The organism is Hahella sp. NBU794 (genome assembly GCF_050749805.1).
Taxonomy (GTDB): Bacteria; Pseudomonadota; Gammaproteobacteria; order Pseudomonadales; family Oleiphilaceae; genus Hahella.
The window spans coordinates 6,786,818-6,812,881 of the sequence record NZ_CP192738.1 but is presented as its reverse complement, the minus strand read 5'-3'; the positions used below and the strand labels follow the sequence as shown (position 1 = coordinate 6,812,881).

General features: G+C 54.0%; 21 protein-coding genes. 18 read left to right on the top strand and 3 right to left on the bottom strand.

The features are described from left to right. Window positions 1-7: 7 nt before the first annotated feature. The 11 genes from ACQYWX_RS30030 to ACQYWX_RS29980 all read left to right on the top strand — a co-directional run bounded on the left by ACQYWX_RS30030 (window position 8) and on the right by ACQYWX_RS29980 (window position 13,135). The gene (locus tag ACQYWX_RS30030; protein ID WP_279500875.1) at window positions 8-1,009 is read left to right on the top strand and encodes a carbohydrate ABC transporter permease; all 1,002 of its coding nucleotides are present in this window, start codon (window positions 8-10) and stop codon (window positions 1,007-1,009) included. A gap of 13 nt (window positions 1,010-1,022) precedes the next feature. Next, window positions 1,023-1,862 (top strand): carbohydrate ABC transporter permease, encoded by an 840-nt coding sequence (locus ACQYWX_RS30025; protein WP_216736612.1) that lies wholly within the window; start codon window positions 1,023-1,025, stop codon window positions 1,860-1,862. A 38-nt stretch (window positions 1,863-1,900) separates the two neighbouring features. Next, entirely contained in the window at window positions 1,901-3,217 is a 1,317-nt protein-coding gene (locus ACQYWX_RS30020; RefSeq protein WP_431687361.1) for a GH1 family beta-glucosidase, read from the top strand. A gap of 53 nt (window positions 3,218-3,270) precedes the next feature. Next, on the top strand, window positions 3,271-4,365 hold the full coding sequence (locus ACQYWX_RS30015; protein ID WP_431687360.1) for an ABC transporter ATP-binding protein: 1,095 nt from the start codon (window positions 3,271-3,273) through the stop codon (window positions 4,363-4,365). A gap of 363 nt (window positions 4,366-4,728) precedes the next feature. Further along, complete coding sequence (locus ACQYWX_RS30010; protein ID WP_431687359.1) at window positions 4,729-5,733, top strand: LacI family DNA-binding transcriptional regulator; 1,005 nt, start codon at window positions 4,729-4,731, stop codon at window positions 5,731-5,733. Between the two features lie 40 nt (window positions 5,734-5,773). Continuing rightward, entirely contained in the window at window positions 5,774-7,495 is a 1,722-nt protein-coding gene (locus tag ACQYWX_RS30005) for an ABC transporter substrate-binding protein (protein WP_431687358.1), read from the top strand. 22 nt (window positions 7,496-7,517) lie between these two features. Beyond that, on the top strand, window positions 7,518-8,504 hold the full coding sequence (locus ACQYWX_RS30000; protein ID WP_431687357.1) for an ABC transporter permease: 987 nt from the start codon (window positions 7,518-7,520) through the stop codon (window positions 8,502-8,504). Then, window positions 8,501-9,466: an ABC transporter permease gene (locus ACQYWX_RS29995; RefSeq protein ID WP_431687356.1), complete on the top strand. Its 966-nt coding sequence runs from the start codon at window positions 8,501-8,503 to the stop codon at window positions 9,464-9,466. Before ACQYWX_RS30000 ends, ACQYWX_RS29995 begins: the two co-directional genes overlap by 4 nt. Further along, window positions 9,459-10,457 (top strand): ABC transporter ATP-binding protein, encoded by a 999-nt coding sequence (locus ACQYWX_RS29990; RefSeq protein WP_431687355.1) that lies wholly within the window; start codon window positions 9,459-9,461, stop codon window positions 10,455-10,457. Before ACQYWX_RS29995 ends, ACQYWX_RS29990 begins: the two co-directional genes overlap by 8 nt. Beyond that, the gene (locus ACQYWX_RS29985) at window positions 10,454-11,419 is read left to right on the top strand and encodes an ABC transporter ATP-binding protein (RefSeq protein WP_431687354.1); all 966 of its coding nucleotides are present in this window, start codon (window positions 10,454-10,456) and stop codon (window positions 11,417-11,419) included. The genes ACQYWX_RS29990 and ACQYWX_RS29985 overlap by 4 nt, the downstream gene beginning before the upstream one ends. Window positions 11,420-11,440: 21 nt before the next feature. Continuing rightward, window positions 11,441-13,135 carry a glycoside hydrolase family 9 protein gene (locus ACQYWX_RS29980; RefSeq protein ID WP_431687353.1) on the top strand — a complete coding sequence of 565 codons (1,695 nt, stop codon included), beginning with the start codon at window positions 11,441-11,443 and terminating at the stop codon, window positions 13,133-13,135. Here the strand turns inward: ACQYWX_RS29980 and ACQYWX_RS29975 are convergent. Beyond that, on the bottom strand, window positions 13,120-13,725 hold the full coding sequence (locus ACQYWX_RS29975) for a DUF1287 domain-containing protein (protein ID WP_253938286.1): 606 nt from the start codon (window positions 13,723-13,725) through the stop codon (window positions 13,120-13,122). The genes ACQYWX_RS29980 and ACQYWX_RS29975 overlap by 16 nt on opposite strands. 122 nt (window positions 13,726-13,847) lie before the next feature. Between ACQYWX_RS29975 and ACQYWX_RS29970 the strand changes: the two genes are divergently transcribed. Further along, window positions 13,848-14,591, top strand: a complete 744-nt coding sequence (locus ACQYWX_RS29970) for a sulfite exporter TauE/SafE family protein (protein WP_216736602.1) — start codon at window positions 13,848-13,850, stop codon at window positions 14,589-14,591. Here the strand turns inward: ACQYWX_RS29970 and ACQYWX_RS29965 are convergent. Next, the gene (locus tag ACQYWX_RS29965) at window positions 14,571-14,813 is read right to left on the bottom strand and encodes a DUF1653 domain-containing protein (RefSeq protein WP_216736601.1); all 243 of its coding nucleotides are present in this window, start codon (window positions 14,811-14,813) and stop codon (window positions 14,571-14,573) included. The two genes, ACQYWX_RS29970 and ACQYWX_RS29965, sit on opposite strands and share 21 nt — an antisense overlap. A gap of 231 nt (window positions 14,814-15,044) precedes the next feature. Here ACQYWX_RS29965 and ACQYWX_RS29960 point away from each other — a divergent pair, with 231 nt between their 5' ends. From ACQYWX_RS29960 to ACQYWX_RS29935, 6 genes are all read left to right on the top strand, one after another. Beyond that, a complete protein-coding gene (locus ACQYWX_RS29960) occupies window positions 15,045-16,610 on the top strand; it encodes a PEP-CTERM sorting domain-containing protein (RefSeq protein WP_216736600.1) in 1,566 nt (521 codons plus the stop codon). Window positions 16,611-17,013: 403 nt separating this feature from the next. Further along, window positions 17,014-18,507 carry a PEP-CTERM sorting domain-containing protein gene (locus tag ACQYWX_RS29955; protein WP_431687352.1) on the top strand — a complete coding sequence of 498 codons (1,494 nt, stop codon included), beginning with the start codon at window positions 17,014-17,016 and terminating at the stop codon, window positions 18,505-18,507. A gap of 273 nt (window positions 18,508-18,780) precedes the next feature. Next, entirely contained in the window at window positions 18,781-20,385 is a 1,605-nt protein-coding gene (locus ACQYWX_RS29950) for a PEP-CTERM sorting domain-containing protein (protein ID WP_431687351.1), read from the top strand. 320 nt (window positions 20,386-20,705) lie between these two features. Next, a complete protein-coding gene (locus ACQYWX_RS29945) occupies window positions 20,706-22,274 on the top strand; it encodes a PEP-CTERM sorting domain-containing protein (RefSeq protein ID WP_431687350.1) in 1,569 nt (522 codons plus the stop codon). A 402-nt stretch (window positions 22,275-22,676) separates the two neighbouring features. Continuing rightward, a complete protein-coding gene (locus ACQYWX_RS29940) occupies window positions 22,677-24,299 on the top strand; it encodes a PEP-CTERM sorting domain-containing protein (protein ID WP_431687349.1) in 1,623 nt (540 codons plus the stop codon). A 147-nt stretch (window positions 24,300-24,446) separates the two neighbouring features. Then, entirely contained in the window at window positions 24,447-25,139 is a 693-nt protein-coding gene (locus tag ACQYWX_RS29935) for a DUF4336 domain-containing protein (RefSeq protein WP_279500898.1), read from the top strand. Window positions 25,140-25,158: 19 nt separating this feature from the next. Here ACQYWX_RS29935 and ACQYWX_RS29930 read toward each other — a convergent pair whose 3' ends face one another. Beyond that, the gene (locus tag ACQYWX_RS29930) at window positions 25,159-25,926 is read right to left on the bottom strand and encodes an MBL fold metallo-hydrolase (protein WP_279500900.1); all 768 of its coding nucleotides are present in this window, start codon (window positions 25,924-25,926) and stop codon (window positions 25,159-25,161) included. Between the last annotated feature and the right edge of the window lie 138 nt (window positions 25,927-26,064).

Here is a 26,064-nt window from a genome sequence, read left to right as displayed (position 1 = left end):
CCCGGTAATGTCGGCGGTTATGGAGCGGCGGGAGACGCCAGCGGCGGCGCCAGTAAAAAGCAGACGCAGATGGCTGACCCGAAAAACGGCGCCCTATGTGTTTATCAGCCCGTTTTTCATCCTGTTCGCAGTATTCGGGCTGTTTCCGTTGCTGTTCACGATCTATCTGTCTTTTCATTATTGGGACCCGTCCACGGGTTTGGGCGGAATGAAATGGGTCGGTTTTGAGAACTTCACGTTCGTGCTCACGGACGACTGGTTTCACAAGTCGCTCTACAACACGTTCTGGATCGCACTGGTGAGTGGAGTTCCCCAACACCTCGCGGCGATACCCCTGGCGTTTTTCCTGCACACCCGGTTGTCGCGCTGGCGCAATGCGGTAGTGGGCCTGTATTTCCTGCCGTTTATCACCTCCACGGTGGCGATTTCCCTGGTGTTCACCTCGTTATTCTCCCGCGACTACGGGCTGATCAATGTGCTGCTGACGCAAATGGGACAGTGGGAAGTCGCCGGTCTCAGGCCTCTGAGCTGGGTGTTTCCAACAGAGAACATTGACTGGAACGATCCCGGTTACACCAAGTGGGTGATTTCATTCGTTGTCTGGTGGCGTTACGTGGGCTGGAACACGGTGTTGTACCTGTCCGCGCTGCAGACTATTCCCAAGGATCTGTATGAAGCCGCGAGCATCGACGGCGCCAGCCGCCGCCAGCAATTCTGGCATATCACCGTGCCGTTGCTGCGTCCCATGATGTTCCTGGCGATCACGCTTAGCATCATCGGCAACCTGCAGCTTTTCGAGGAGCCATTTATTCTCACTGGCGGGCTGGGACCGGGCGGCACCAGTATCGGCGGGCCGGATCAGGCGGGTAAAACGGCGGCGATGCACATGTACGCCACCGCTTATATCGAGAGCGATTTCGGCACGGCGTCCGCAGTCGCATGGCTGTTGTTCCTGATCATCGCGATGATGACCTGGGCCAATAACAAAGCCTTCAAAGAAAAATCCTAGGCGGGAGCAGGCAATGGAAAGACGTATCATCCTGGATCCCGGTCAGTGGATCGCATTCATGGTCGTCGCGGTTGGCGCGATGATCATGTTGGGGCCTTTTTACTTCATGTTCGTTTTCGCGACTCACAGCAACACGGATATTCTTTCCGTGCCGCCGCCGGTGTGGTTTGGCGGTCAGTTTGTGGCGAACGTGCAGGTGCTGCTGGAGAAACTGCCTTACTTCTGGAATAACCTGGGAGTGAGCTTTTATGTGGCCATCATCACCACGGCGTTGAATTTGTTCTTCTGTTCCCTGGCGGGCTACGCCTTCGCCACCTATGAGTTCCGCTTCAAGAATCTGTTGTTCATGATTGTCATGAGCACGCTCCTTATCCCGCCGTTTCTCGGCATGATACCCACCACCCTGATCATGACGCTGTTCGGGTGGATGAATGAGCCGCGGGCGCTGTATCTGCCCATGGCTTGCAGCGCCTTAGGCGTATTTTTGATGCGTCAGTACATCAGCTCGGCGATTCCCCGGGAGTTGCTGGAAGCGGCGCGCATGGACGGCTGCGGCGAATTCGCCACCTTCCGTCATATCGTGCTGCCGCTGACGGGCCCCGCCATGGGCACCCTTGGGCTGATCACCTTTATCACATCCTGGAACAACTTCATGACCCCTCTGGTGGTCATGCGGGACATGGAAATGTACACGGTTCCGTTGGCGCTGCGCGCGCTACAGGGCTCCGGGCAAGTGCCCTGGGGCGCCATTTGCGCAGGCTCCTCCATCGCCGTGGCGCCGCTTCTCGTCATATTCATATTGGCGTCGCGGAGGCTGATCGAAGGTATGACAGCCGGCGCGCTGAAGGGATAGAAGCGGCGATTTAGAAAGCAATAAGAGGCTTGTATTTTATGAATCAGAAATTTGCAAAGGATTTTACCTGGGGCGTGGCGACCAGCGCGTACCAGATTGAGGGGGCCGCCAACGAAGGCGGAAGAGGGCCTTCCATCTGGGACACCTTCTCTCATACGCCGGGCAAGACGGTGAATGGCGAGACCGGCGACGTCGCCTGCGATCACTATCATCGCTACCAGGAAGATGTGGATCTTATTGCTGGATTGGGTGTGGACGCCTACCGTTTTTCCATCGCCTGGCCGCGGGTGCAACCGGACGGCAAAGGCGCCTGGAATGAAGCCGGCTTTGACTTTTACAGTCGCTTGATCGATGCGCTGCTGGTCAAAGGCTTGCAGCCCTACGTCACTCTGTATCATTGGGATCTGCCGCAGGCGTTGGAAGACCTGGGCGGCTGGCGCAATCGCGACACCTGCTACCGGTTCGCCGACTATGCGGCGGAGTTCATGCGGCGTTACGGCGATAGCGTGAAAACGATTTCCACCCATAACGAACCCTGGTGCACCGCCACCCTGGGACACGCTACCGGCCAGTTCGCGCCGGGTTATCAGGACGAGGCGATGGCCTATCAGGTGTCTCATCATCTGTTGTTGTCGCACGGTTTGGCGCTGCAGAGTATGCGTGCGGTGAACAGCGAGACGCCAGTGGGCATCGTGCTCAACCATACCCCCACTTATCCGGCTAATCCGGATTCGGAAGCTGACCGCCAACTGGCGCGTCTGGACGATGGAACCAACATTCGCTGGTACATGGACCCGATTTTTCGCGGCGCCTATCCTCAGGATGTGTTGGCCTATCTGGGGGACAAAGCGCCCAAGGTCACGGACGGCGATATGGATATTATCAGGCAGCCGCTGGATTTCCTGGGTGTGAATTACTACACCCGCGGCTACTTCAGCGAGGCTAACCCACAAACTCAGGCGCCGGCGGCCATGGGGCTGACCGACATGGGGTGGGAAGTCTACCCGCAAGGTCTGGCGCAGCATTTGGTGAGAATCACCCGCGACTACCTGCCGCCGCCGATTTACATCACCGAGAACGGCGCCGCTTTCCCCGATCGCATGGAGAACGGCGAAGTGCAGGACCCGGCGCGCATTCATTATCTGGAGACTCACCTGCAGGCGCTGCGTCAGGCCATGGAGTTGGGCGCGGATATCCGCGGGTATTTCTATTGGAGCCTGGCGGACAACTACGAATGGAACTGGGGTTACAGCAAGCGCTTCGGGCTGACCTACGTCGATTACGCTACCCAGCAGCGCACGCTGAAGGCCAGCGGCCACTGGTATCGGGATTTTATTGCCCGTCAGCGCGCTTAGCTGCGGTGGGCGCAAGCGAGTGAAACACTAACCCGGGACGAGGGGAGAACAGCATGGCGTCCTTACAATTGCTTGGCGTTGAAAAGAGCTACAAAGGCGGCGCCAGCATCATCAAAAAGCTGGATCTGTTTGTGGAAGACGGCGAGTTTGTGGTGTTGGTTGGCCCCTCTGGCTGCGGTAAATCCACTCTGCTGCGCATGATTGCGGGGCTGGAGGAGGTTACCGCGGGTCATATCCTGATCGGCGACAAGCGCACGGAAGGGCTGCCTCCGTCCGAACGCGGCGTGGCCATGGTGTTCCAGAGTTACGCCCTGTATCCCCATATGACCGTGGCGGAAAACATGGGGTTCTCTCTCAAGATGGCCGGTTTGCCGAAACCCCAGGTGGCGCAGGCGGTGGAGCGGGCGGCGGAAGTGCTGCAGATCACCCACCTGCTGCAGCGTAAACCCAAAGCGCTGTCTGGCGGTCAACGCCAGCGGGTGGCCATCGGCCGGGCGATTGTGCGCCAGCCCAGCATCTTCCTGTTTGATGAACCCCTTTCAAACCTGGACGCTGCGCTGCGCGCCCAGATGCGGTTGGAGCTGGCCAAGCTCCACAAGCAACTGGGAACCACCATGGTCTACGTGACTCATGATCAGACTGAAGCCATGACACTGGGGGACCGCATCGTCGTGCTTAACGGCGGCCATATTGAACAGACCGGCCGTCCCATGGAGCTATATGAGCGGCCCGGCAATCAATTTGTGGCGGGCTTTATCGGCTCGCCGAAGATGAATTTTCTCCCTTGTCGCGTGCAGGCCAGCAGTGAACGGGGCGCGACGGTGCAGATAGGCTCATCGCCGCGTCCCTTGCAGATTCCCGCGCCCTCCGGTCGAACGCTTGGCGAACCGGTGTGTCTGGGCGTGCGGCCTGAGCATGTGCGTCTGACGACGCCGGATCAGGGGATTCCGGCGCGGGTGGACATCATTGAAGAAATGGGCGATGTCGCGGTGGCTTATCTGCATGTGGCGGGGCTGGAAAAACATCTGGTGGTGAAGACGCCTTCCTCCGCCATGGGCTTTTATGAAGGCGGTCAGGTTGGCGTTGCGGCCGAGCTGGAGTGCTGCCATCTGTTCAATCAACAAGGGGTTAACCTGTCTTTGGGCTGAGCCTGTTTCCGACGCGATTGCGGGGCCAGGGAACAGCCCGAAGTACGCAGAGAGCTTTGGGGGCGATTTGCGTATCGACGCGGCCAGAATAGGCCCGTCTTGGCGACGGTTGTCAATTTGGGAACAAATTGGGAATCGTCGCCTTTCTTGTTTTCAGTCGCGGTATAAACGCTCTTTTCCATCTAAAAATATTAAATATTTCAATAAGATGAATGATTGTTGCGGGCTTCTGGCGTAAGCGGGGTTTTACCTCGGGGTGACAGGCTGTCGCGTTATAACGCCCTGGTTAAGCCGCTGCAGCCTTGACCCTAATACCCCCCTGCAACATGATTTTGGGGACGTTCCCAACTGTAGAAGCCTGTCATGCCAACAATTATCGATGTATCGGAGCTGGCCCATGTGTCGAAGTCCACGGTCAGCCGGGTGGTGTCAAACAAAGGGTCTGTTTCTCCCGCCGCGCGTAAGCGGGTGGAGGACGCCATTCGCAAGCTGGGCTACCGTCCCAATCATTTCGCGCGGGGCCTGAAAAGTAACAAGTCCGACATCATCGGCGTGGTGGTGGTGAACCTCGCCAGCCCCTTCTATGCGCAGATGCTGAGCGGCGTACAGGATTACATCTCCGGTTCCGACAAACATCTGGTGGTCACCAGCGGCTATGGCGATCTGGACCGGGAAGTCGCCGTGATCAACTCATTGCTGGATCGCCGCTGCGACGGACTGTTGCTATACGTGGAGAACGAAGTGCCGTTGGAGCGTCTGGCTGGCGTACATCCCGGCAACTACCCCATTGTGACCATGGGGCGCATGCTGCCGGAGATTTCCAAATGGTCGGCGCGGGTGGACAACCTGCATGGCGGCTATTTGGCGGCGCGTTATTTATTGGAGAAAGGACACCGGCGCATCGCGCATCTGATGGGGCCGGAGAGCTACCTGGACGCTCGACTGCGCCGGGACGGCTTCCTGCGCGCTATGGCGGAGCACGGCCTGACCGAGCGCGACTATCTGATTCTGTCCGGTCCCTACGAGGAGACGTTCGGCTATCAGGCGACCCTGCGGCTGCTGGACGGCGGCGCCCGATTCACGGCTATTTGCGCCGGCGATGACGATATGGCGGCGGGGGTATATCAAGCCCTGCGCGAGCGGGGCGCCAGCGTGCCGGAGCAGATCTCGGTGGTGGGGTATGACGATAATTTTCACGCCAAACTAATGTGTCCCGCGCTGACCACTGTCAGGCAGGACGTAATGGAGATGGGCGAGGCGGCGGTAAAACTGCTCATTGAACGCTTGGAGAATCCGACCATGGCGGAGAAGCACGTTGTGTTGGAGCCCAAGCTGATCGAACGGGATTCAGTGAGGGATCTGAACTGAATCGTCAGGGGTTCAACTTAAACAGGAAATGGGAAGACGAATGAAAGCGACGACAAAAATAAAAACGCGGTCTTTAATCGCTTGTTTGGCGCTGACGGCTTCGGTGCAGGCGGCGGAGGCGGATCAAAACAGGATTCACGGCGGCGAGCTGGTGCTGGCCCCGACTCAGACCAACGCCCATGTGCGTAACTTCAACCCCTATAATTTCTCCGTCGGCGCTTTTTACGCCCAGGACTTCATCTACGAACCCCTGTGGATATACAACATCGCCCATCCCGGCCAGGACTTCCCCCGTCTCGCCGTCTCCTTCGAGACCGCTGACGACCTGCGCTCCATCACTTACCATCTGCGCCCAGGCGTAAAGTGGTCGGATGGCCAGCCCTTTAGCGCTGACGATGTGGTCTTTACCTTCGAACTGGCGAAATCCCACCCGGCTTTTCCAGTCGGTCTGGACATCCAGTCAGACAGCAACCCCAACGGGCTGATCGTCAGCATGGAAAAGATCGACGACCTCACTTTTGTGGCGCACTTGAGTAAGCCCAGCGCACTGGCGCACGAACATATCGGCGTGATGTATCCCTTGCCGCGTCATATCTGGAAAGACGTGCAGGACCCAACGACTTTCGCCAACCCGGAGCCGGTGGCCACCGGACCCTTTACTGAAGTGCGTTCTTTCAGCATGTCCCAGTTCAAGGTATGCCGGAACGAGAAATACTGGGACGCCGGCAAACCCTACATCGACTGTCTGAAGTTCCCTCAGTATTCCGGCAATGACCAGACCATGCTGGCGGCGCGGGCCGGCAAAATCGACTGGCTGGGAGACGGCATGTCGGACCCGGAAAAAACCTACGTCAACGGCGACAAGCATAACAAATACTGGTTTCCCGCCGGCGCCAACGCCAATTTGCATTTGAACACCCGTAAAGCGCCGTTCAACAGTCTGCCGTTCCGCCAGGCGTTCAGTATGGCGCTCAACCGCCGCTTTATTCTGGATGTGGCCACCTTCGGCCTGACCACGGAAACCCAGTTTCCTATCGGCACCGGCGAACTGTACAAGGACTGGTACGACGCGCAGGCCCTGCAACCCTATCGCTACCTGATGGAGTACAACCCAAAGCGCGCCAAGGCCCTGTTGGATGAGAGCGGATTTGTTGATCGCGATGGCGACGGCTGGCGCGACAATCCGGACGGCTCCCCCATTGAGTTCAAACTGGCGGTGCCCTCCGGCTGGTCGGATTGGGTCAACACCATGATGACGGTGTCGGAAAACCTGCGCGACATTGGCGTCAACGCCCATCTCAGCACCCAGGACGAAAGCACCTGGTTTGCGGGAACCACCCAGGGCGATTTCGACGTTTACATCATGTGGACCAAACCTTCCGCGACGCCCCATGGAACCTACAGTCTGATGTTCGCCACGGATGGGCTGGCGGAAGGGCGGCGGCTGGAGCAGAACATGCACGGCATGGTTATCCCGGAGATCAATCAGGCGTTGGACAAATTTGCGCAAACCCAGGATCGGGCCGAACAGAAAAAATGGCTGACGCAGGTGCACAAACAGGTGGCGGAGAAACTGCCGGTCATCACCCTGTTCGCCAACCCGGACTGGTATCAGTACAACGACTCCCGCTTTCAGGGCTGGGTGACCCAGGACAATCCCTATGTGCGGCCGATGCTGCATCTGGGGGTGCCGGAGCGGGGCGTGCATGTGTTGAACCTGTCTCTGCGTAAAGAAGCGGCGGCGCAAGTGGCGCGACAATAGCGTCCGCCAGGGAGATGTGCTGATGCGCTTTATTCTGCGCCGTCTTGGGTTTTACTGCGCCGCCTTTGCGGTGGCGTTGACCCTCAACTTTTTTATTCCCCGTCTGATGCCGGGCGATCCGGCGGCGACGCTGTTCGTCAGCCTGCGCGGGCGCATGTCGCAGCAAAGCCTGGACGCCATGCGCGCCGCCTATGGGTTTGACGGCAGTCTGTGGGATCAGTTCGTCGCCTATGTGATCCGGCTGTTGCATGGCGATCTGGGCGTCTCCACCGTCAATTTTCCGCAGCCTGCTTCGGAAATGCTGCTATACGCCGCCGGCTGGACGTTGTTTCTGGTGGGCGTTGCGACCTTGTTGAGTTTTGGCGTGGGCATTTTATTTGGAATGCTGGCGGCCTGGCGGCGCGGCTCCTTCTTCGACACGCTGTTTACGCCAGTGAATGTCATGTTGAACGCCTTCACCCCGGCGGTGGTGGCGTTGCTCCTGTTGTACGGTTTCGCCCTGCAACTGGAATGGTTTCCTTTGGGACGGGCCTACAACATTGATCTGGAGCCGGGATGGAATATGGCCTTCATAGGCAGCGTCCTGTATCACAGCGTGCTGCCGCTGGCGTCTTTGGTGATCATCGCCATTGGCGGGTGGCATCTGAGCATGCGCAACACCATGATCAATCTGCTCAACGAAGATTACATCACCCTGGCGCGGGCCAAAGGGCTCAGCGGTCGCCGTATTCTGTTCCGCTACGCCGCCCGCAACGCCATGCTGCCGCAGATCACGTCACTGGCCCTGACCTTCGGCTTTGTGCTGGGAGGCGCCTTGATCACGGAGGTGGTGTTCAACTATCCCGGACTGGGCAAGTTCACCCTCGCGGCGATTGAGAAAAGAGACTACGCCTTCATTCAGGGACAACTGTTGTTGCTGACATTCACCGTGTTGTTGGCGAACCTGATTGCGGATCTGCTGAATCTGCTGCTGGACCCCCGGTTGCGCGACAGGAGCGAATTAGCGTGAAACTGCATGATCTACAGGTCGAACTGGGCCTGGACAACCTACAAACGGGTGGGCTGCTCCGTCGGGCGCCGGCGCCTCTGCGGGTGTTTCTGGCGGATAAGCGCGGCGTCGCGGGTCTGCTGATTCTACTGTTGTTGACGGTGGCGGCTTTGGGTGCGCCCTGGTTGACGGAGTTTCCCCCGGATCGTATGAGCGCCATGCCGCACTTACCGCCGGACGGCGACCATTGGCTGGGAACTACGCGCATGGGCAAGGATGTGTTCGCGCAATTGCTGTATGGCGCTCAATCCAGTCTGACAGTGGGGTTGCTGGCCGGGGCGCTGGCGACGCTGATCGGCGTATTCGTCGGGATGTGCGCGGGTTATTTTGGCGGCCGTCTGGATGACGTCATCAGCTTCATCGTCAACGTGGCGCTGGTGATTCCCGCACTGCCGCTGATTATCGTGATCGCCAGCTTTGTCGACAGCGCCAGCCCCATGGTGATTGGATTGGTGCTGGCCGCCACCGGCTGGGGCTGGACCGCCCGCATTATCCGGGCGCAGACCTTGCAAATCCGTCATAAAGACTTCATCTTGGCCGCCCAACTGCTGAATGAGCCCTGGTGGCGCATTCTGGCCGCGCATATCCTGCCCAACATGCTGTCTCTGGTGGTGAGCGGCTTTGTGTTGACCACTATCTACGCCATTCTGGCGGAGGCGGGTCTGGAGTTCATCGGCCTGGGCGATCCCAGCGCGGTGACCTGGGGAACCATTCTGTTTTGGGGGCAGCAGAATTCGGCGCTGCAAGTTGGCGCCTGGTGGGAAATTCTGCCCGCCTGCTTCGCCATCATGCTCACCGGCGCGGCGCTGGTATTGATCAACTTCACAGTGGATGAAATCGCCAACCCGTTGCTGCGCAAGCGGCACGGGGAAAAAGCGGTCATCGCCTACCTGCGCAAGAAAGGATTGCCTGTCAATGACTGACGTTTTACTGAGCATTCGCAATCTGTGTGTGGATTACCTGACGGACGCCGGCGTCGCCCGCGCCGTGGACGAGATCAGCTTCGATATCCGTGCGGGGGAAGTATTCGGTCTGGCGGGGGAATCCGGTTGCGGCAAGAGCACCACTGCTTTCGCTATCGCCAGATTGATTCGCATGCCGGGCTTCGTCTCTGATGGTGAAGTGCTGTTCGAGGGGGCGGACGTGTTGCGCATGGACGCAAAACGGCTGCGGGCGTTTCGCTGGGCGCAGACCAGCGTTGTTCTGCAGAGCGCCATGAACGCCTTGAATCCGGTGATTCGGGTGTCGGAACAGGTGTGCGACGCCATTCGCGCCCACCAGCGCGTGAATGAGGATCAAGCGCGCGCCCGAACCAGGGAACTGTTTGCCCTGGTGGGCATCGATCCCGGCAGGCTGGACGATTATCCCCATCAATTCAGCGGCGGTATGCGGCAGCGTATCTGCATCGCCATGGCGCTGGCGTTGCGGCCCCGGCTGATCATCATGGATGAGCCGACCACGGCATTGGATGTAGTGGTGCAGCGCGACATCATTGGCAAGATTTCCGCATTACAGCGGGAGTTTGGCTTCTCTGTGCTGTTTATCTCCCACGATCTGGGATTGATGCTGGAGTTTTGCGACCGCATCGGGGTCATGTACGCCGGTCGACTGGTGGAAGCCGGAACGGCGCGGCAGGTCGGAGAGCAACCGGCGCACCCTTATACACAAGCGCTGCTGCGCTCCTTTCCGTCATTGCGCGGCCCTCGCAGACGCCTGCAGGGCATTCCCGGCGCGCCGCCGCGTCTGACGGAATCGATCGCGGGTTGCGCTTTTGCGCCCCGTTGCGAGAAGGCGGAGTCGACCTGTCTTACCCAGACGCAAGCGTTGGCGTCTTTAACAGAAGGACGCGTCGTCGCCTGCGCCAGAGTTTCCCGTCCGCTCGTAGCGACGACGCAAACCGCGGAGGTCTCATGACGTCTGAATCTGCATTGCTGAGCATGGAAAATGTGTCCCTGGATTTTAAAACCGGAACATGGGGACGCCGATCCGTCTTGCGCGCCTTGCGTGAGGTCAGCCTGTCTCTGCGTCCGGGCAAGGCCCTGGCGTTAGTAGGCGAGTCGGGCAGCGGCAAGAGCACCTGCGCGCGTCTGTTGAGCGGGCTGCATCAGCCGACGCAAGGCGATATCTATTGGCGCGGCGCCGGTCTGGGGCAGCGTAAATCCAAAGAGGCCGCGGCTTATCGTCGTAGCGTGCAGATGATCTTTCAAGACCCATTCAGCTCTCTTAATCCGGCATTATCTATCGGCTATCAGATTGAGCGGCCCCTGCTGGCCAACGGCGTTGTCGACAACCCGGCCGACGCCGCCCGACAAGCCCGCATCTTGCTGGAGCGGGTCGGCCTGCATCCCGCTGATGAGACCGCCGCGAAACGCCCTCATGAGCTGAGCGGCGGTCAGCGTCAACGAGTCGCCATCGCCAGAGCGCTGGCGGTTAACCCGGAAGTGATTCTGGCGGACGAACCTACTTCCATGCTGGATGTGTCGGTGCGCATCGGCATTCTGAATCTGCTGTTGGATCTGAAGCAGGAGCAGGGCATTGCGTTTCTGTTCATCACTCATGATCTGGCTTCGGCGCGCTATTTCGCCGACGACATCGCCGTCCTTTACGGCGGCACATTGGTGGAGCAGGGCGATAGCGAGGCCATTACACAGAATCCGCAGCACCCCTATACCCGGTTGCTGCTGAACTCCATTCCCGGCGCGGGAGACGATCCCTCGACCGCCCCGGCGCAGACGGACGCGCCTGTGCGTCAGCCGGACGCCAAAGGTTGTCCTTTCGTCCATCGCTGTCCGCAAGCCCTCGCCGAATGCAGGGAAGTCATGCCTGCGTTGCGCCAGCTGGCGGATAACCACGCCATTCGTTGTCATCTTTATTGAACTCATTTTCGGAACGCTTTTATGTCGACCAGCTTGCTCGTGAACCATCTTGGTTATTCCTGTGACGCCGTCAAACGGTGCATCGTCCAAAGCCGGGAGCGATTAACCGGTTCGATGGCGCAACTGATCTGTGAGGACGGCGAGATCGTGGCCAGATTCGCTTTGGGAGATCCTATGCGCGCCGCGGGCTGGCATACCGGCGACTGTTATGTTTTGGACTTCAGTCAGGTTACGGAAGCGGGCCGCTATCGTTTTGAAATGGATGGCTGTGAGGCGGACGGCAGTCGCGTGCGCTCGCACTGGTTTGACATAGATCCGAGTATCGGACAGCGACTGACGCCCCTGATGACGGAGTATTTCCGGCTGGTGCGGTGTCAGGGGCGATATGACGACTATGACCGCAACCTACCGTTCTTTGGCCAGCGTAAATCCGGGCGCGTCGATGTCAGCGGCGGCTGGTACGACGCTTCTGGAGATGTCAGCAAATATTTGAGTCATCTTTCTTACGCCAACTACATGGCCCCGCAACAGACGCCGCTGGTGGTGTGGAGCCTGCTGTCGGCGGCGCCGCGTCTGCCCAAGGCTGTTCAGGCTCAGGCGGGGGAAGAGGCGTTATATGGCGCGGACTTTCTATGCCGGATGTTCGACGAGGACGAGGGATATTTTTATCAGATTGTATTTGACCGCTGGAGCAAAGACCCCGAGCAGCGCAATATCTGCAACTACGCCACGCAGAAAGGCTACAAGAGCGAGCGCTGGGAGGCCAGCCTGCGTCAGGGCGGCGGCATGGCCATCGCCGCATTGGCCGCGGCGGCGCAGTATAGCGTGGCGCTTGGCGTGTATGACAAACCCTACCGGCGTATCGCTGAGCGCGCCTTCGCGCATCTGCAGGAAAACAATCTCGCCTATCTGGATAACGGCAAGGAAAACATCATCGACGACTATTGCGCCTTGCTGGCGGCGGTGGAGCTGTATCAGTTAACCGGACAGGAGCGATACAGCCAGTACGCCACGGCGCGCATTCGCAATCTGGTCAATAAACAGAGTTGCGGTCATGGCTACGAAGGCTGGTGGCGGGTGGAGGAAGACAATGACCGGCCTTTCTTCCACGCCTCCGATGAAGGGCTGCCCATCATCGCCTTGCTGAGAGCGCAGGAGGTGATGGATAGCGACATTCCTCTGCAGTTCTTTGTGCGCCGTGGGCTGGAGTTTTATCTCTCTATCAGCCGGGATGTGGACAACCCTTTCGGCTATCCCCGGCAGTTGGTGAAACCGCTCAAACAACGTCCGCGGGCGCAGTTTTTCTTCCCTCACAGCAATGAATCCGGCTATTGGTGGCAGGGCGAGAATGCGCGGCTCGGCTCGCTGGCGGCGGCGTCCCGCTGGTATCGACGGCAGAACGACGTTCCAGAACGCCTGCGGGCGGAGCTGCGAGGATTCGAACAGAATTTGCAGAATTGGCTATTGGGACTTAACCCGTTCAATTGCTGCATGGTGGAAGGCGTGGGCCATGACAACCCGCAATACAGCGAACTCTATCCCGCCTCCAAAGGCGGGGTTTGTAACGGCATTACCTCCAGCCTGCATGATGAAATGGACGTCGCCATGATGGAGACGGACGACCCCCTGCACAGTTGGCGCTGGAGCGAGCAATGGCTGCCCCACGCCGCCTGGTGGCTGTTGGCCTTCTCCATGGAGGATCAGGGCGTTTCGTAGCGATAATGCCCGGTGATGGGATAGTCGAACAGCATGTCCTCCAGTTTGGGACCGCGTCCAATGTTGTGCACGATCATCGGGCGGCTGCTGAGCCAGTGTTTTTTATCCACGACGATGCCGATGTGAGGCAGATTGCCCGGCAGCATCCAGGTCACCAGATCGCCAGGCTGATAATCCTCCGCCTTGTCGGTGACGGGCAGCGATTGGCCGTGACGGGAAAAGTAGGTCTGTAAATTGGGAACGCGGCGGTGATCGATGTTGGCGTCCGGTTTCTGCAGTCCCCAGATTTTCGGATACAGCGAGAAATACTGACTCATGTCCTCATGCACTTCTTTTTGCAGATCCACGCCTAATTGACGGTAGGCGCGTATCACCACATCAGTGCAGACGCCGGTGTTCGCAGGCACGTCGCCGTTGGGGTAGGGAATTGAGCGGTAGCGGCCGTCATACACGACCTGATGGTTGGTTCGCTCAAGCGCCGCGGTGGACAGGCGTTGAGAAAAATCGCCATCGGCCTGCGTCAACGCAGAGCAGAACGTCATGGCGGCGAACAGGAAAAGGCGCGCTTTGCAATGGACAATACAACGCATATGGATAACATCTGCTTCTTAATTCATTCAGACGTCAGCATGGCGGAAAGTGCAATGGAAAACCATTCGACTTCAGCGAATAATTCGACGCTTGCCGCAGCCTGTCGGACAGTCTCTTTTCTATGACGCTTCTAGATCCCTCAATATTGGCTTTTCTCGCAGCCGTGGCGATATTCACTGGCTTCGTCAAAGCGGGCGTACCGGCGTTGGGCGGTCTGATTTCCGCCGCCATGGCGTTGGTGTTTCCTCCCAAAGACGCCCTGGGAATCACCTTGCTGTATCTGCTGGCGGGAGATGTGGTGGCTGTCAGCCTATATTGGCGACAGGCGCATTGGAGTGAGCTGGGCAAGATGCTGCCGTCCATCTTTATCGGCATTGGGCTTGGCGCTCTGGCGTTGCATTTTCTGGACAACGAGAGCCTGGGGCCTGTCATCGGCGCCTTGATTCTGATTCTGGTGGCGATGGAGCCCCTGCGGCCTTATATCACCGCCTGGGCGATGCGGCGGCTGAACGCCGTGCGCTATTCCTCGGGGATCATGGCGGGTGTCGCCACGACCATCGGCAATGCCGCCGGTCCCATACTCACCCTGTATTTTTTACTGCTGAAAATCGATAAGAACGGTTTTATCGGTACGGCGGCGGTGTTCTTTTTAACGGTCAATCTGACCAAGGTTCCGGTCTACGCCTATCTGGGCGTGCTCAAGGATTATTACCTGCTGAGCTATCTGGCGACAGTTCCGCTGGTGTTGCTCGGCGCCTACGCCGGACGCCGTTTTCTGGTCTGGATTCCACAACAATGGTTTAACCGCATCGCCCTGATTATGACCGGCGTAGCGGGATTATGGCTACTGCTGCGGGCGCTCTGAGTCAGCGTCCACCGGGCCCACATAGGCGAAACGTTTTACTTTGACCCCGTCTTTCTCGATGGTTTCATTAAACATCGCTAACGGCCGCACCCACACGCCATAGTCGCCGTACAACGCGCGATACACCACAAACCACTCCTCCGTCTCCGAATGCCGCGCCACCTCCAATAACTGATAGCGGGGTCCTTTGTAATGCTGGTAGATGCCTTTGGGTAAGTGCATGGATAGCCTCTATTTAGTCGATATAACTGGAATCATCATAGTGTGTCGCCTTGATGATTTTGAAAAGGGGGCAAGTATTATGCATTTAATAGTTAATACGTCATGAAACTATTGTTATGAGATTTAATGTTGTATTTAAAAAGGAGGACAATTTGTAGAATTTACAAAACCGGCAAGTATTCATGCATAAGTTATAAGCCATTTGATTTTACATGGTTTTTTTGATTATGGATGTTGCTTTTTATTAATTTTGTGATTTATAAAGGCAAACACAAGTTTGCTAACGGCTCATTTTCGAGAGCTATTTTTTTTATGAACTTTCACACAGGGGGTGTAAAAGTGAAGACTTCTAATAATTCCTTACTATTTTCTTCCATTGTACTTGTGGCGTGCGCTTCAACCTCGCAAGCGGCCTTAATCGAGTGGAATGGGGCTGAGGGGAGCGACTTTAACAATGCCGCAAATTGGTCTGGCGGCGTGACGCCCGGCGTCACAGATACGGCGCAGTTTACAACGGACGGCAGCCATGCTGAGCTCTCTGATAATGCGAGCGTTGGTGAATTGTCGGCCGATGTGGGGCGGGCCACAGTAGATCTGGATGGAAACAATCTGGATGCTGAACGAGGCGTCACCGTAAAAAGCCAGCTCACAATCAAAAATGGTAAGTTCAATGAGACGGTGGGAGATAGCGGACCTCCTAAAATAATCGCAGTAGGCAACGACAATATATCAGATAGCTCGTTAGTCTTTGACAACGTCAGCTTTGGCGACAACTTTACGAATCAAGGCTCCTTACAGTATGAGATAGGAACTAGTGGCGCTGGCGCGCTCAGGCTGGAAAATGGCACATCCGCTGTGGGTCAGTCTGCAATGATTGGCAAGAATGGCGAACTGTCTTTGTCTGGCGGCTCAAGTCTGTCGTTGGCGAATGAGTTATATGGAAACGGCGGTCGAATCACCATCAAAGAAGGGTCAAGAGTGACTGCGACGGGCGCATCTGTTGCAAATACAAAAGTCCTCGTGGACGGAGAAGGCTCCTCCTTTGAAATGGGTCCTAATGGCTCTCTGGGTACGGCGAAATTTCAAAACGGCGGCAAGGGTCAGGGATGGGGCGTTAGTCTGGGGGATGTGACTATTGATGGCGCTGGGAGTTCATTCACCTCTGAGGGGGTAAGCGATGTCGGCAAACTGGAGGTTAGAAATCACGGTGAATTGATCGCTGACAATTTGAACTTATCCCGTGAAAGTCGCATCACCTTGGGAGAAGGTAAAATCACTACTGCCTCACTTGACCTGAACGGAGGCGAACTAAGTGGGTCTGGTGAGATTAAGGGCAGCCTTAATAATACTCGCGGTGGCGTTGTCTCGACGGGCGAGTTTGGCGGCTCTATGCGAGTGGAAGGCGATTATACTCAAGATGAGTCAAGCAAGCTGGAAATTACCTTGGGAGACTGGAGTACGCTTGGCGGCTACGAGCTGAATATAGACGGCGTGGCGAACTTGGATGGGGTACTTCAAATCAATTTGTGGGATGAGTTTAAACCAAGCATCCATGATTTCTTCACTCTGATCAATGCTGACAAAATAAACGGTATGTTCAGTGATTTTGTGCTGCCCGATTTAGGGTTCGGCATGCATTGGGATTGGGGATATCGCCGCTCCTACTCCGGTGTGAACTCCTTTGGCTTAAGAATCGTTTCCAACGCATCAGGCAAGCCTGTTCCTGAGCCATACGTATTGGTGTTGATGACGTTAAGTCTGGCTGGAATGGCTGGCGTCAGACGCTTTCGCAAATAACTCTTAAACAGCTCCTTCCTGAACTGGAAATTGTCCCCTGGTTAAAGGCTGGGGGAGAGTTTTCCCATTCGTTTACCGCGCTTTTTATTCCTCTGGTGAATAGCTCATATTCACGGGCGGTCGCTTGCATGCACCTAATTTGAAACAGATATCGAAGTTGTTTCTCAGAGGCTCCTTAGACCTATTTCTTTAGAAATAAGACTTTTTTGGGGCCAAGGTTATTGGGGTAGTTTTCTTGTAACTCATTGATTTTATTGAGTCAGCTATTTTTACATAAAATCAATGAGTTAACTAATTTTAACAATATAACTTTATGATTTTAATAACTAATTTCATATCTGGTCCCCTACTTGCCAATTAGAGGCTCGTTATGTAAATAAACTGTGGCACAAGGGGTGTAATAGTGAAGACTACTCAAGGTCTGCGTATTTTTTCTTCATTAGTGTTTGTTACCTGCGCTTCTCTATCCCAAGCGGCGGTAATTAACTGGAACAATGTAGGCGGCGGAAACTATAGCGATGGCGCTAACTGGTCTGGTGGGGTCGCGCCAGGAAATACTGACGAAGCATTGTTTGATTCAAGCGCTTCTAGCTCCTATACCACTACATTTACAGAGGACGCCGACGCCCAGAGCCTATCTGTGAATAACGATAACGTTACTATAGAGCTTAATGGCCACAATCTGGAAACCACCTCTGGAATCTCAGTTGGCGGGGCAGAGGGCGGACGCCTGACCCTGCGTGGCGGCAAGTATAATCAGAAAGCTGACGATAGTGGCGATTTGATCAAGGTGCTTGTAGGCAGCGAAGCTGGCTCAAAAGGCGATTTGGTGCTTGATGGCGTTGAATTTGGTAATCCTGAAATCTACGGCAGGATGCAATATTACATTGGCCAGTCTCAGTCTGGATTTGGTGGCGGAGAGGGGACGCTGGAGCTCAAGAATGGCTCTCAGGCTCTGGGGCAAACTGCCTTTATCGGAGATAAAGGTAAAGTACTAATCTCGGGCGGCTCCGGTTTAAGCTTGGCGAACGAGTTGATCATGGAGAGCGGTGGATATCTGAAAATTTCTGAAGGCACCGGCGTTAGCTCATCTGGCGCAAGTCTGGCGGGAAAAGTTCTGGTAGATGGAGAACACTCCAGCCTCAATGTCGGCGAATATGGTCACATGGATGGGGACATCACTTATCAGAACGGCGCAACCGGTAGCGGGGGAAATATAGCTGTAGGCAACCGCATGACCATTGACGGCGCAGGCTCTGACTTCTCCGCCATGGGGAATGTGGATGTCAATGGCAGGCTTACTGTTAGCCACGGAGCAAGTTTGAGTTCAGATTACGCTATTTCTGCGCTTCCCAGTGGCGTGCTGTCCTTGAATGACGGGAAAGTAAGCGCAGAAGCAGTATTAACAGAAGGCGGCAAGATTGAAGGCTCCGGAGAAATAAAGGGCAACGTAAGCAATACTAACCGTGGAACGGTGGCGACGGGCGAGAATGGCGACGCGTTAACTATTACTGGTAACTTTTCGCAAGACAGCTCAAGCACCCTGGCGTTGACTCTGGGTGGTTGGGATGCGATTGGCGACTATAAGCTGAATATTTCTGGCGACGCGAATCTGGAGGGCATTCTAAAGATCGATCTTTGGGACACCTTCAAGCCTGAGCTGAATGACGTATTCACGCTGATCAAAGCGGAAAACATCAATGGGATGTTCAGTGACTTCGTATTGCCGAGTCTGGCTTCTGGTTTAGCCTGGGATTGGGGTAGCGTGATGGTTGCAGGCTTGGAGACTTTCAGTCTGAAAGTTGTGAAAAGCGTACCTGAGCCCTACACCATTGTGTTGATGACCATCGGTCTGGCTGGATTCGCTGGCGCGAGACGTTTTCGTAAAGCGGCGTAAGCCCATTCCTGTTTATTGAGATATTCCGCCCGTACTTTGTGATACCGCAAAGTACGGGACTTACCTTCCTGCTCCTGACAGTCTGTTATCATTTGCTGCACACCTCGCCCGCTAACTCCTGTCGATATTAATTGTCGTTTCTGACCTTACAGTTCATAACCTCAACGTTTCATGGCCTCAGTGTGAGCCGCTGTGCATGGGGGCAAAATACAAGTTTTCTGAATAAGGAAGTATTCTTGTAAGTTGTTGATTTATATAGTCAAAATATTTTACATGAAACGTGACGAATTTTATGGAAATAATTTTAAGTGCCTGAATTTAATACATAAAATATTTTTGGCTCATACCTTGCTAAAACGGCTCCGCCTAAAAACGAACTATTACACAAGGGGTGTAACAATGAAGACTACTCAAGGTCTAGGAATTTTAACTTCATTAGTATTTGTAAGCTGTGCTTCCGCCTCCCAGGCGGCGGTGATTGACTGGAGCAATGTCAGCGGCGGTGATTTTAACAATGGAGCAAACTGGGCGGGAGGCTCAGCGCCGAGCACTGCAGATACAGCATCATTCAATACGGATGTTGCCGGTTCGTATACTGCATCCTTATCGCAGGATACTGATGTCGATAATGTGTCAGTAAAAAATGACGACGTCGTGATCGATTTGAATGGCCGGAATTTGGAAACGATGACAGGAATATCTGTCAGCGGCGACAAAGGCGCTACGTTAACGCTGAGGAATGGCTCCTTTAATCAGAACGGTGATGAATTCGGAGACCTGGTGGAAATCATGGTAGATAGCGCCTCAGCCTCCGAAAGCAGACTTGTGTTGGATGGCGTTGATTTCGGCGGGAGAGGAATGGGCTCAAGGATGCAGCTTTACGTGGGTTATCCTCCTGCATCGGGTGGGACCAGAGAAGGGGTGTTAGAGCTGAAGAATAAGTCTGGCGTCACCGGGCAGTCTGCTTATATCGGGGGCAAATTGATCCTTTCGGAAGGCTCTAGTATGGGCCTGGCTGGCGAGTTGGACCTTGATGGCGTTCTGGAGATTACAGGCGGTGCTGGGCTAGGGTCTTCCGGCGCTTATATATCCGGAAAAACGCTGGTGGATGGAAGAGGCTCAGATCTCAGTGTAGGCGAGTTCGGAGATTTTAATGGAGAGACCACCTTTCAAAATGGCGCTACGGGTTCGGGCGGCCGTATCTCTACGGGAGGGCGCTTTACTGTAGATGGCGCTGGAACTGAAATTAGGGCTATAGGTTCTATGGATTTGGGCGGTAATGTTGTCGTCAGTAATAGCGGGAGCCTTGTGTCCAGTGATCTGATTACGGTTACTGGCGTTATGAATTTAGACAACGCTCAAATTGAAGCCTCGTCTTTAATGACTGAATTCGCTGGCCGTATTCAGGGCGCTGGAGATATTACTGGTAAAGTTAAGAACACGGATAAAGGAACCGTCGCGACGGGAGCAAACGGTTCTTCTTTGAATATTGATGGAAACTATACGCAGGAGCATGGCGGCACGTTGGAGCTGACCCTGGGCGATTGGGATGCGATTGGCGACTACAAGCTGAATATCACCGGTGAGGCTGATCTGGACGGCATTCTGAAGATTGATCTTTGGGATACGTTTAAACCCCAGCTGAATGATGTGTTCACGCTGATCAAAGCGGAAAACATCAACGGTATGTTCAGCGATTTTGTGTTGCCGAAACTGTCTCCTGGCTTAGGTTGGGACTGGGGAAGCGACATGGTGGCGGGCATGGAGACGTTTAGCCTGAAGGTCGTCAAAGGCGTGCCAGAGCCTTACACCATCGTATTGATGACCATTGGCCTGGCGGGATTCGCTGGCGCGAGACGTTTTCGTAAAGCGGCGTAAGCCCAGTCCTGCTTATTGAGATATTCCGCCCGTACTTTGTGATATCGCAAAGTACGGGACTTACCTTCCTACTCCTGACATTCTGTGACCATTTACTGCGCACCTCGCCTGCTAACTCCTGTCGATATTAATCGTCGTTTCTGACCTTACAATTTATAACCTCAACGTTTCATGGCCTCAGTGTGAGCGCTGTACATGGATGCAAAATACAAGTTTTCTGAACAAGAAAGCGTTCTTGTAAGTTGTTGATTTATATGGTCAAAATATTTTACACGAAACGTGACGAATTTTATGGAAATAATTTTAAGTAACTGAATTTAATGCAGAAAATATTTTTGGCTCATACCTTGCTAAAACGGCTCCGCCTAAAAACGAACTATTACACAAGGGGTGTAACAATGAAGACTACTCAAGGTCTAGGAATTTTAACTTCATTAGTATTTGTAAGCTGTGCTTCCGTCTCCCAGGCGGCGGTGATTGACTGGAGCAATGTAAGCGGCGGTGATTTTAACAATGGAGCAAACTGGGCGGGAGGCTCGGCGCCAGGCGCTGCAGATACAGCATCATTCAATACGGATGTTGCCGGTTCGTATAGCGCATCCTTATCGCAGGACGCCAGTGTTAATGATGTGTCAGTAATAAATGACGACGTCGTGATTAATTTGAGTGGGCATAACCTGGATACAGCTAGAGGTATAACGGTAGGCGGAGCTAAAGCCGGGAAGCTCGTAATGCGAGATGGAGCTTTTAATAAAGAACAAGGTTATGAAGGTGGATTAGTCTCTATCTCAGTTGGCAGTCAGGTTGACACAGAAGGAACGTTTGTTATCGACAATGTGGATTTCGGCGGTTATGGGATGGCGGGAAGGATGCTGTTTCACATTGGCCATTCTCGTTGGACAGTTGGAAAGGGCGCTTTGCAGATTAAGAATGGTTCGGATGTTTTGGGGCAATCTGCCTTTGTTGGATCGCACAGTGATGTATCAATCACCGGCGGCTCAACCTTTTCCTTGGCGAATGACTTTTTCCTGGAAAGTGGCGCTTCACTCGATGTTTCAGAGGGCTCGCAGTTTCACATGTCATATGGCTCTCTGGATGGCGAAGTGTTGGTGAGTGGCGAAGGTTCTAGCTTAAATTTCTCTGAAATCGCTGGAATTGGAGGAGTCCTGACTTTTCAAAACGGAGCGACAGGAAGTGGCGCTGACACTGCAGTCGGCGGTAATCTGATTATTGATGGGGTGGGTACAGAGTATGAAAACTGGACATATCTTATGGATATAGGAGGAAACGCGACTGTCACTAATGGAGGCCTTCTTAAATCCGCAGATGCTATCTCAGCAATACCAGGAGGCGTATTGCTGTTGGATGAAGGTAAGGTCGCCGCGCAAAGAGTGATGACCGAAGGCGGTAAAATACAAGGGAATGGCGACATTACCGGTAATGTCCAAAATACATATGAAGGAACCGTCGCGACGGGAGCAAACGGTTCTTCTTTGAATATTGATGGAAACTATACGCAGGAGCATGGCAGCACGCTGGAGTTGGCCTTGGGCGATTGGGATGCGATTGGCGACTACAAGCTGAATATCAACGGAGACGCTGATCTGGACGGCATTCTGAAAATTGATCTTTGGGATACGTTTAAACCCAAGCTGAATGACGTATTCACGCTGATCAAAGCGGAAAACATCAACGGTATGTTCAGCGATTTTGTGTTGCCGAAACTGTCTCCTGGCTTAGGTTGGGACTGGGGAAGCGACATGGTGGCGGGCATGGAGACGTTTAGCCTGAAGGTCGTCAAAGGCGTGCCAGAGCCTTACACCATCGTATTGATGACCATTGGCCTGGCGGGATTCGCTGGCGCGAGACGTTTTCGTAAAGCGGCGTAAGCCCAGTTCTGTCTATTGATATGTTTGGCCCGTACTTTGTTAAATTGCAAAGTGCGGGTTTTTACGTTCCCTTCTTTTAATCGGCCTTAATCTATACGTATCTGAACTTTATTTGTTTATTTATAAAACAAATTATCACCTAATTGTCTTTTCTTGTATATGGTAAGTCATCTTTATAAAAATGAGATTTGCTGTCACATATATATTGATAGTACAAGTATTCTTAATAGTTAAGTGTTCTTGTAAGTTATTGATTTATATGGTCAAAATATTTTACATGTTTGTCTTGTTGAAGATTTTATAAGTTATATATTGTTGATTTTAAATATGAAAATATTCTGGTCCGCACCTTGCTAACGAGTCTGCGCCATATAAATGAACTAATACACAAGGGGTGTAACAGTGAAGACAACTCAAGGTCTGGGAATTTTAACTTCATTAGTGTTTGTAAGCTGCGCGTCCGTTGCGCAGGCAACGGTCATTGACTGGAACAATACAGGCGGCGGTGATTTTAATAATGATGCAAATTGGGTGGGAGGGACGGCTCCCAGCGCATCGGACTCAGCTTCGTTCAATACGGGTGCAGACAGCGCTTATACCGCGTCACTGTCTGAGGACGTAAATGTTCAGGGCGTTTCAGTGAAGAGCGATGAGGTTGTTATTGACCTCGATGGTCATAACCTGGAAATGCAAGATGGTATTTCTGTAAACAGCCATTCAGGCGGACATTTAACACTGAAGAATGGTGTACTCAATCGGGATAGAGACGACACTGACGAAGAGATAAGAATACTGGTAGGAAGTGAGAGCGGTTCTAAAGGCAGCCTTGTTCTTGATGGAATGGAAACAGGAAGAAGCGCTTTTTTAGGGATGAAATATTATGTCGGCTTTTCAGACACGGATAGCGGAGGAGGCGAAGGGTCGCTGGAGCTGAAAAATAAGACGCATATTTCCGGATACTCTACTCATGTGGACGGCAGGTTAGCGCTTAACGACGAGGCCTTCATGGGGCTGAATGAAGATCTGTATTTAAGAGAAGGCGTGATCGAAGTTAATGGTGGTTCTTGGTTGTCTGCAGAGGAGGCGGAACTTAATGGAAAAGTGCTTATGGATGGGAATAACTCAAGCCTGAGCGCACAGTATATGAATCTGACGGAAGAAGGGACTATTAGTATAACTAACGGCGCCAGGGTCTCTGCGGAACTTGGCGGCTACTATGGAAAAGTAGTGATAGATGGAAAGAACTCTTCAATGGACATTTGGGATACAGCTTATTTTGGTGGAGACCTGATCATTCAAAATGGCGCAACCATGACGGGTAGCTATATCAAAATTGGTAAGAGTTTGACCATCGAAGCAGGTTCTAAGTTTGATGAAGGAAGTTATTTCTTCATTGATGGAACGACAACGGTTAAAAACGGAGCAAGTCTCTCAAGCAGAGAGTTAATTGTCAGATCTGGTGGCGCACTGGTGATGGAAGACAGCGATGTCGACGTGAATATTATGCAAACGGAAGGCGGCAAGGTCCAAGGCTCTGGAGTGATCAGAGCGGGAGACGTTCCTGGAGAATACTCTACAATTGTATGGAACAATGACGGCGGCGTTGTCGCTACGGGAGAAAACGGTGGAACTCTGACCATCAAAGGCGACTATTGGCAGGAGGAGAGCGCCACCTTGCAGTTGACGTTGGGGGATTGGGGCTCAATTGGCGACTTTATGGTCAATGTTGAAGGTGAGGCGAGACTGGACGGTATTCTTAAAATCGACCTCTGGGAAACTTTCAAACCGGAAGTGAATGACGAGTTCTCACTGTTTAGCGCGAGTAACATCAGTGGTATGTTCAGCCACTTTGAGCTGCCGGATATCGGTCCCTATCTGGAGTGGATCTCGAAAAGCCGGGTGGTTGACGGGATGGAAACTTATAGTATCAAAGTCATTAGAGCACCCGAACCCTACACCCTGGTTCTAATGACCATCGGCCTGGCGGGATTCGCTGGCGCGAGACGTTTTCGTAAAGCGGTGTAATTAGGTTCAAGTCGCTTTCAAGTATGGCTCGCTCGTCAGATGTGGTTGATGAGTGGGCTATGCCCACAAAATTTTTTGGCGCTTGGGTTAGGGTGTGGCTTAGGATAAGTCTGGATAGTGTTTGAACACTCATACAAGGAGGAAAGCATGAGTCTCATCTCAATGGCGGAAAACCTTTGGATCTACAACGGTGAAGCGGTGCCTTATCTGGGGTTGGCGTATACCACCCGTATGACGGTAGTGCGTTTGTCCAACGGCGATATTCTTGTTCACTCTCCCACGCGTTACGATGAGAATTTGGCCCGGGAAGTCGCCGAGTTGGGCCCGGTCAAATATCTGGTGACGCCGAATAAACTTCATCATTTGTTTTTGCCTCAGTGGATGGCGCATTTCCCCGACGCCGCCTGCTACGGCACTCCAGGCTTGCAGGAAAAGCGTAAGGATATTTCTTTTGACGGTTTACTGGGCGAGAACCCGGAGCCAGGGTGGGAAAAGGATGTGGACCAGACTTTGTTTCGCGGCAGTTTCGCCATGAAAGAAGCGGTTTTCTTTCACCGCAGCAGCCGCACTCTGATCCTCGGGGATTTGATCGAAAACTTCCGTGTGGACCACTTCCATGGGTGGCGACGCTGGGTCGCTCTGCTGACGGGGATTATCGCGCCTCATGGCAAGACGCCCATAGACTGGCGCCTCACTTTTATATTCGGCAGGTCTAAAGCCAGGGCCGCGCTGCGCAAAATGCAGGCGTGGCGACCCGACAACATTATCATTGCCCATGGCGAATGTGTGATCGGCCATGGCTCTGAATTTCTGGCGCGGTCTTTTTCCTGGCTTAAATAGCCGGTCGGCGCGGGGCCGTCTACATTAGGTCGACCCCGCACTTCAGGTCTTCGAACCAGGACAGGAACTGGCCGATTTTGTCTTTGCCGAAAAACGGCTTGCCGTGTTGCGGCAGCATCATTTCCACATCCAGTTTGCGTACTTGGTTCACCCATGCCTGACAGGCTTTGTTGGAAGCCATATAGCGCTTATGGAAACCTTCCATTAACGGGATATGCTTGGCCATATCCTGCACGGGTTCATGATCCCAGCCTGGAGTCATGGCGGCGCCGACGTCCCCGGAGAACAGAATTTTGCTGATCGGGTCGTAGAAGTGGAAGTTACCCACTGAATGCAGAAAGTGCGCAGGCACCGCGCGGATCTGGGATTTGCCCAAGGGGATCTGAGCGCCATCGTCCGGCAACTCCACCATGCGGTGGCTGAGAGACTTATTCATTTTTCCGGAGACGAACTCCGACACCAGATGCGGCAGGAATCGCGCCCACAGGCGTGAGGTCACTACCTGACAGTCGGTGTGCATCAGCCAGCGCGGCAAGGAAGTGATGATGTCCGGGTCCTGATGCGAGGCGAAGACATAACGCAGGGAGGACTTGATGGAAATGTGTTTGGACAGTTCGATGGAAAGCGGCGTGTAGGTCAGTTCGCCGCCGGGGTCAAAGAGCGCGGCTTCACCATGATCAACGATGACCAATTGATTGCTGGGAATCGCTTCCCCTTCGACCAGACCGGTCAGGAACAGGCAGACATGCCCGTTTTTATCATACAACTTCATTGCTTTTTGGCTCATATTCCCTCCATAGCCATTCGGCGCCGGCCGCCTCGGTTAAAAATAAGACAACCTGACAAGAAAGCGGCGTATTGTACGTGGCAAGTCCGATGCGGCTCTGATATAGGTCAAAATGGAGAGATTAGGAGGGCCTGAACC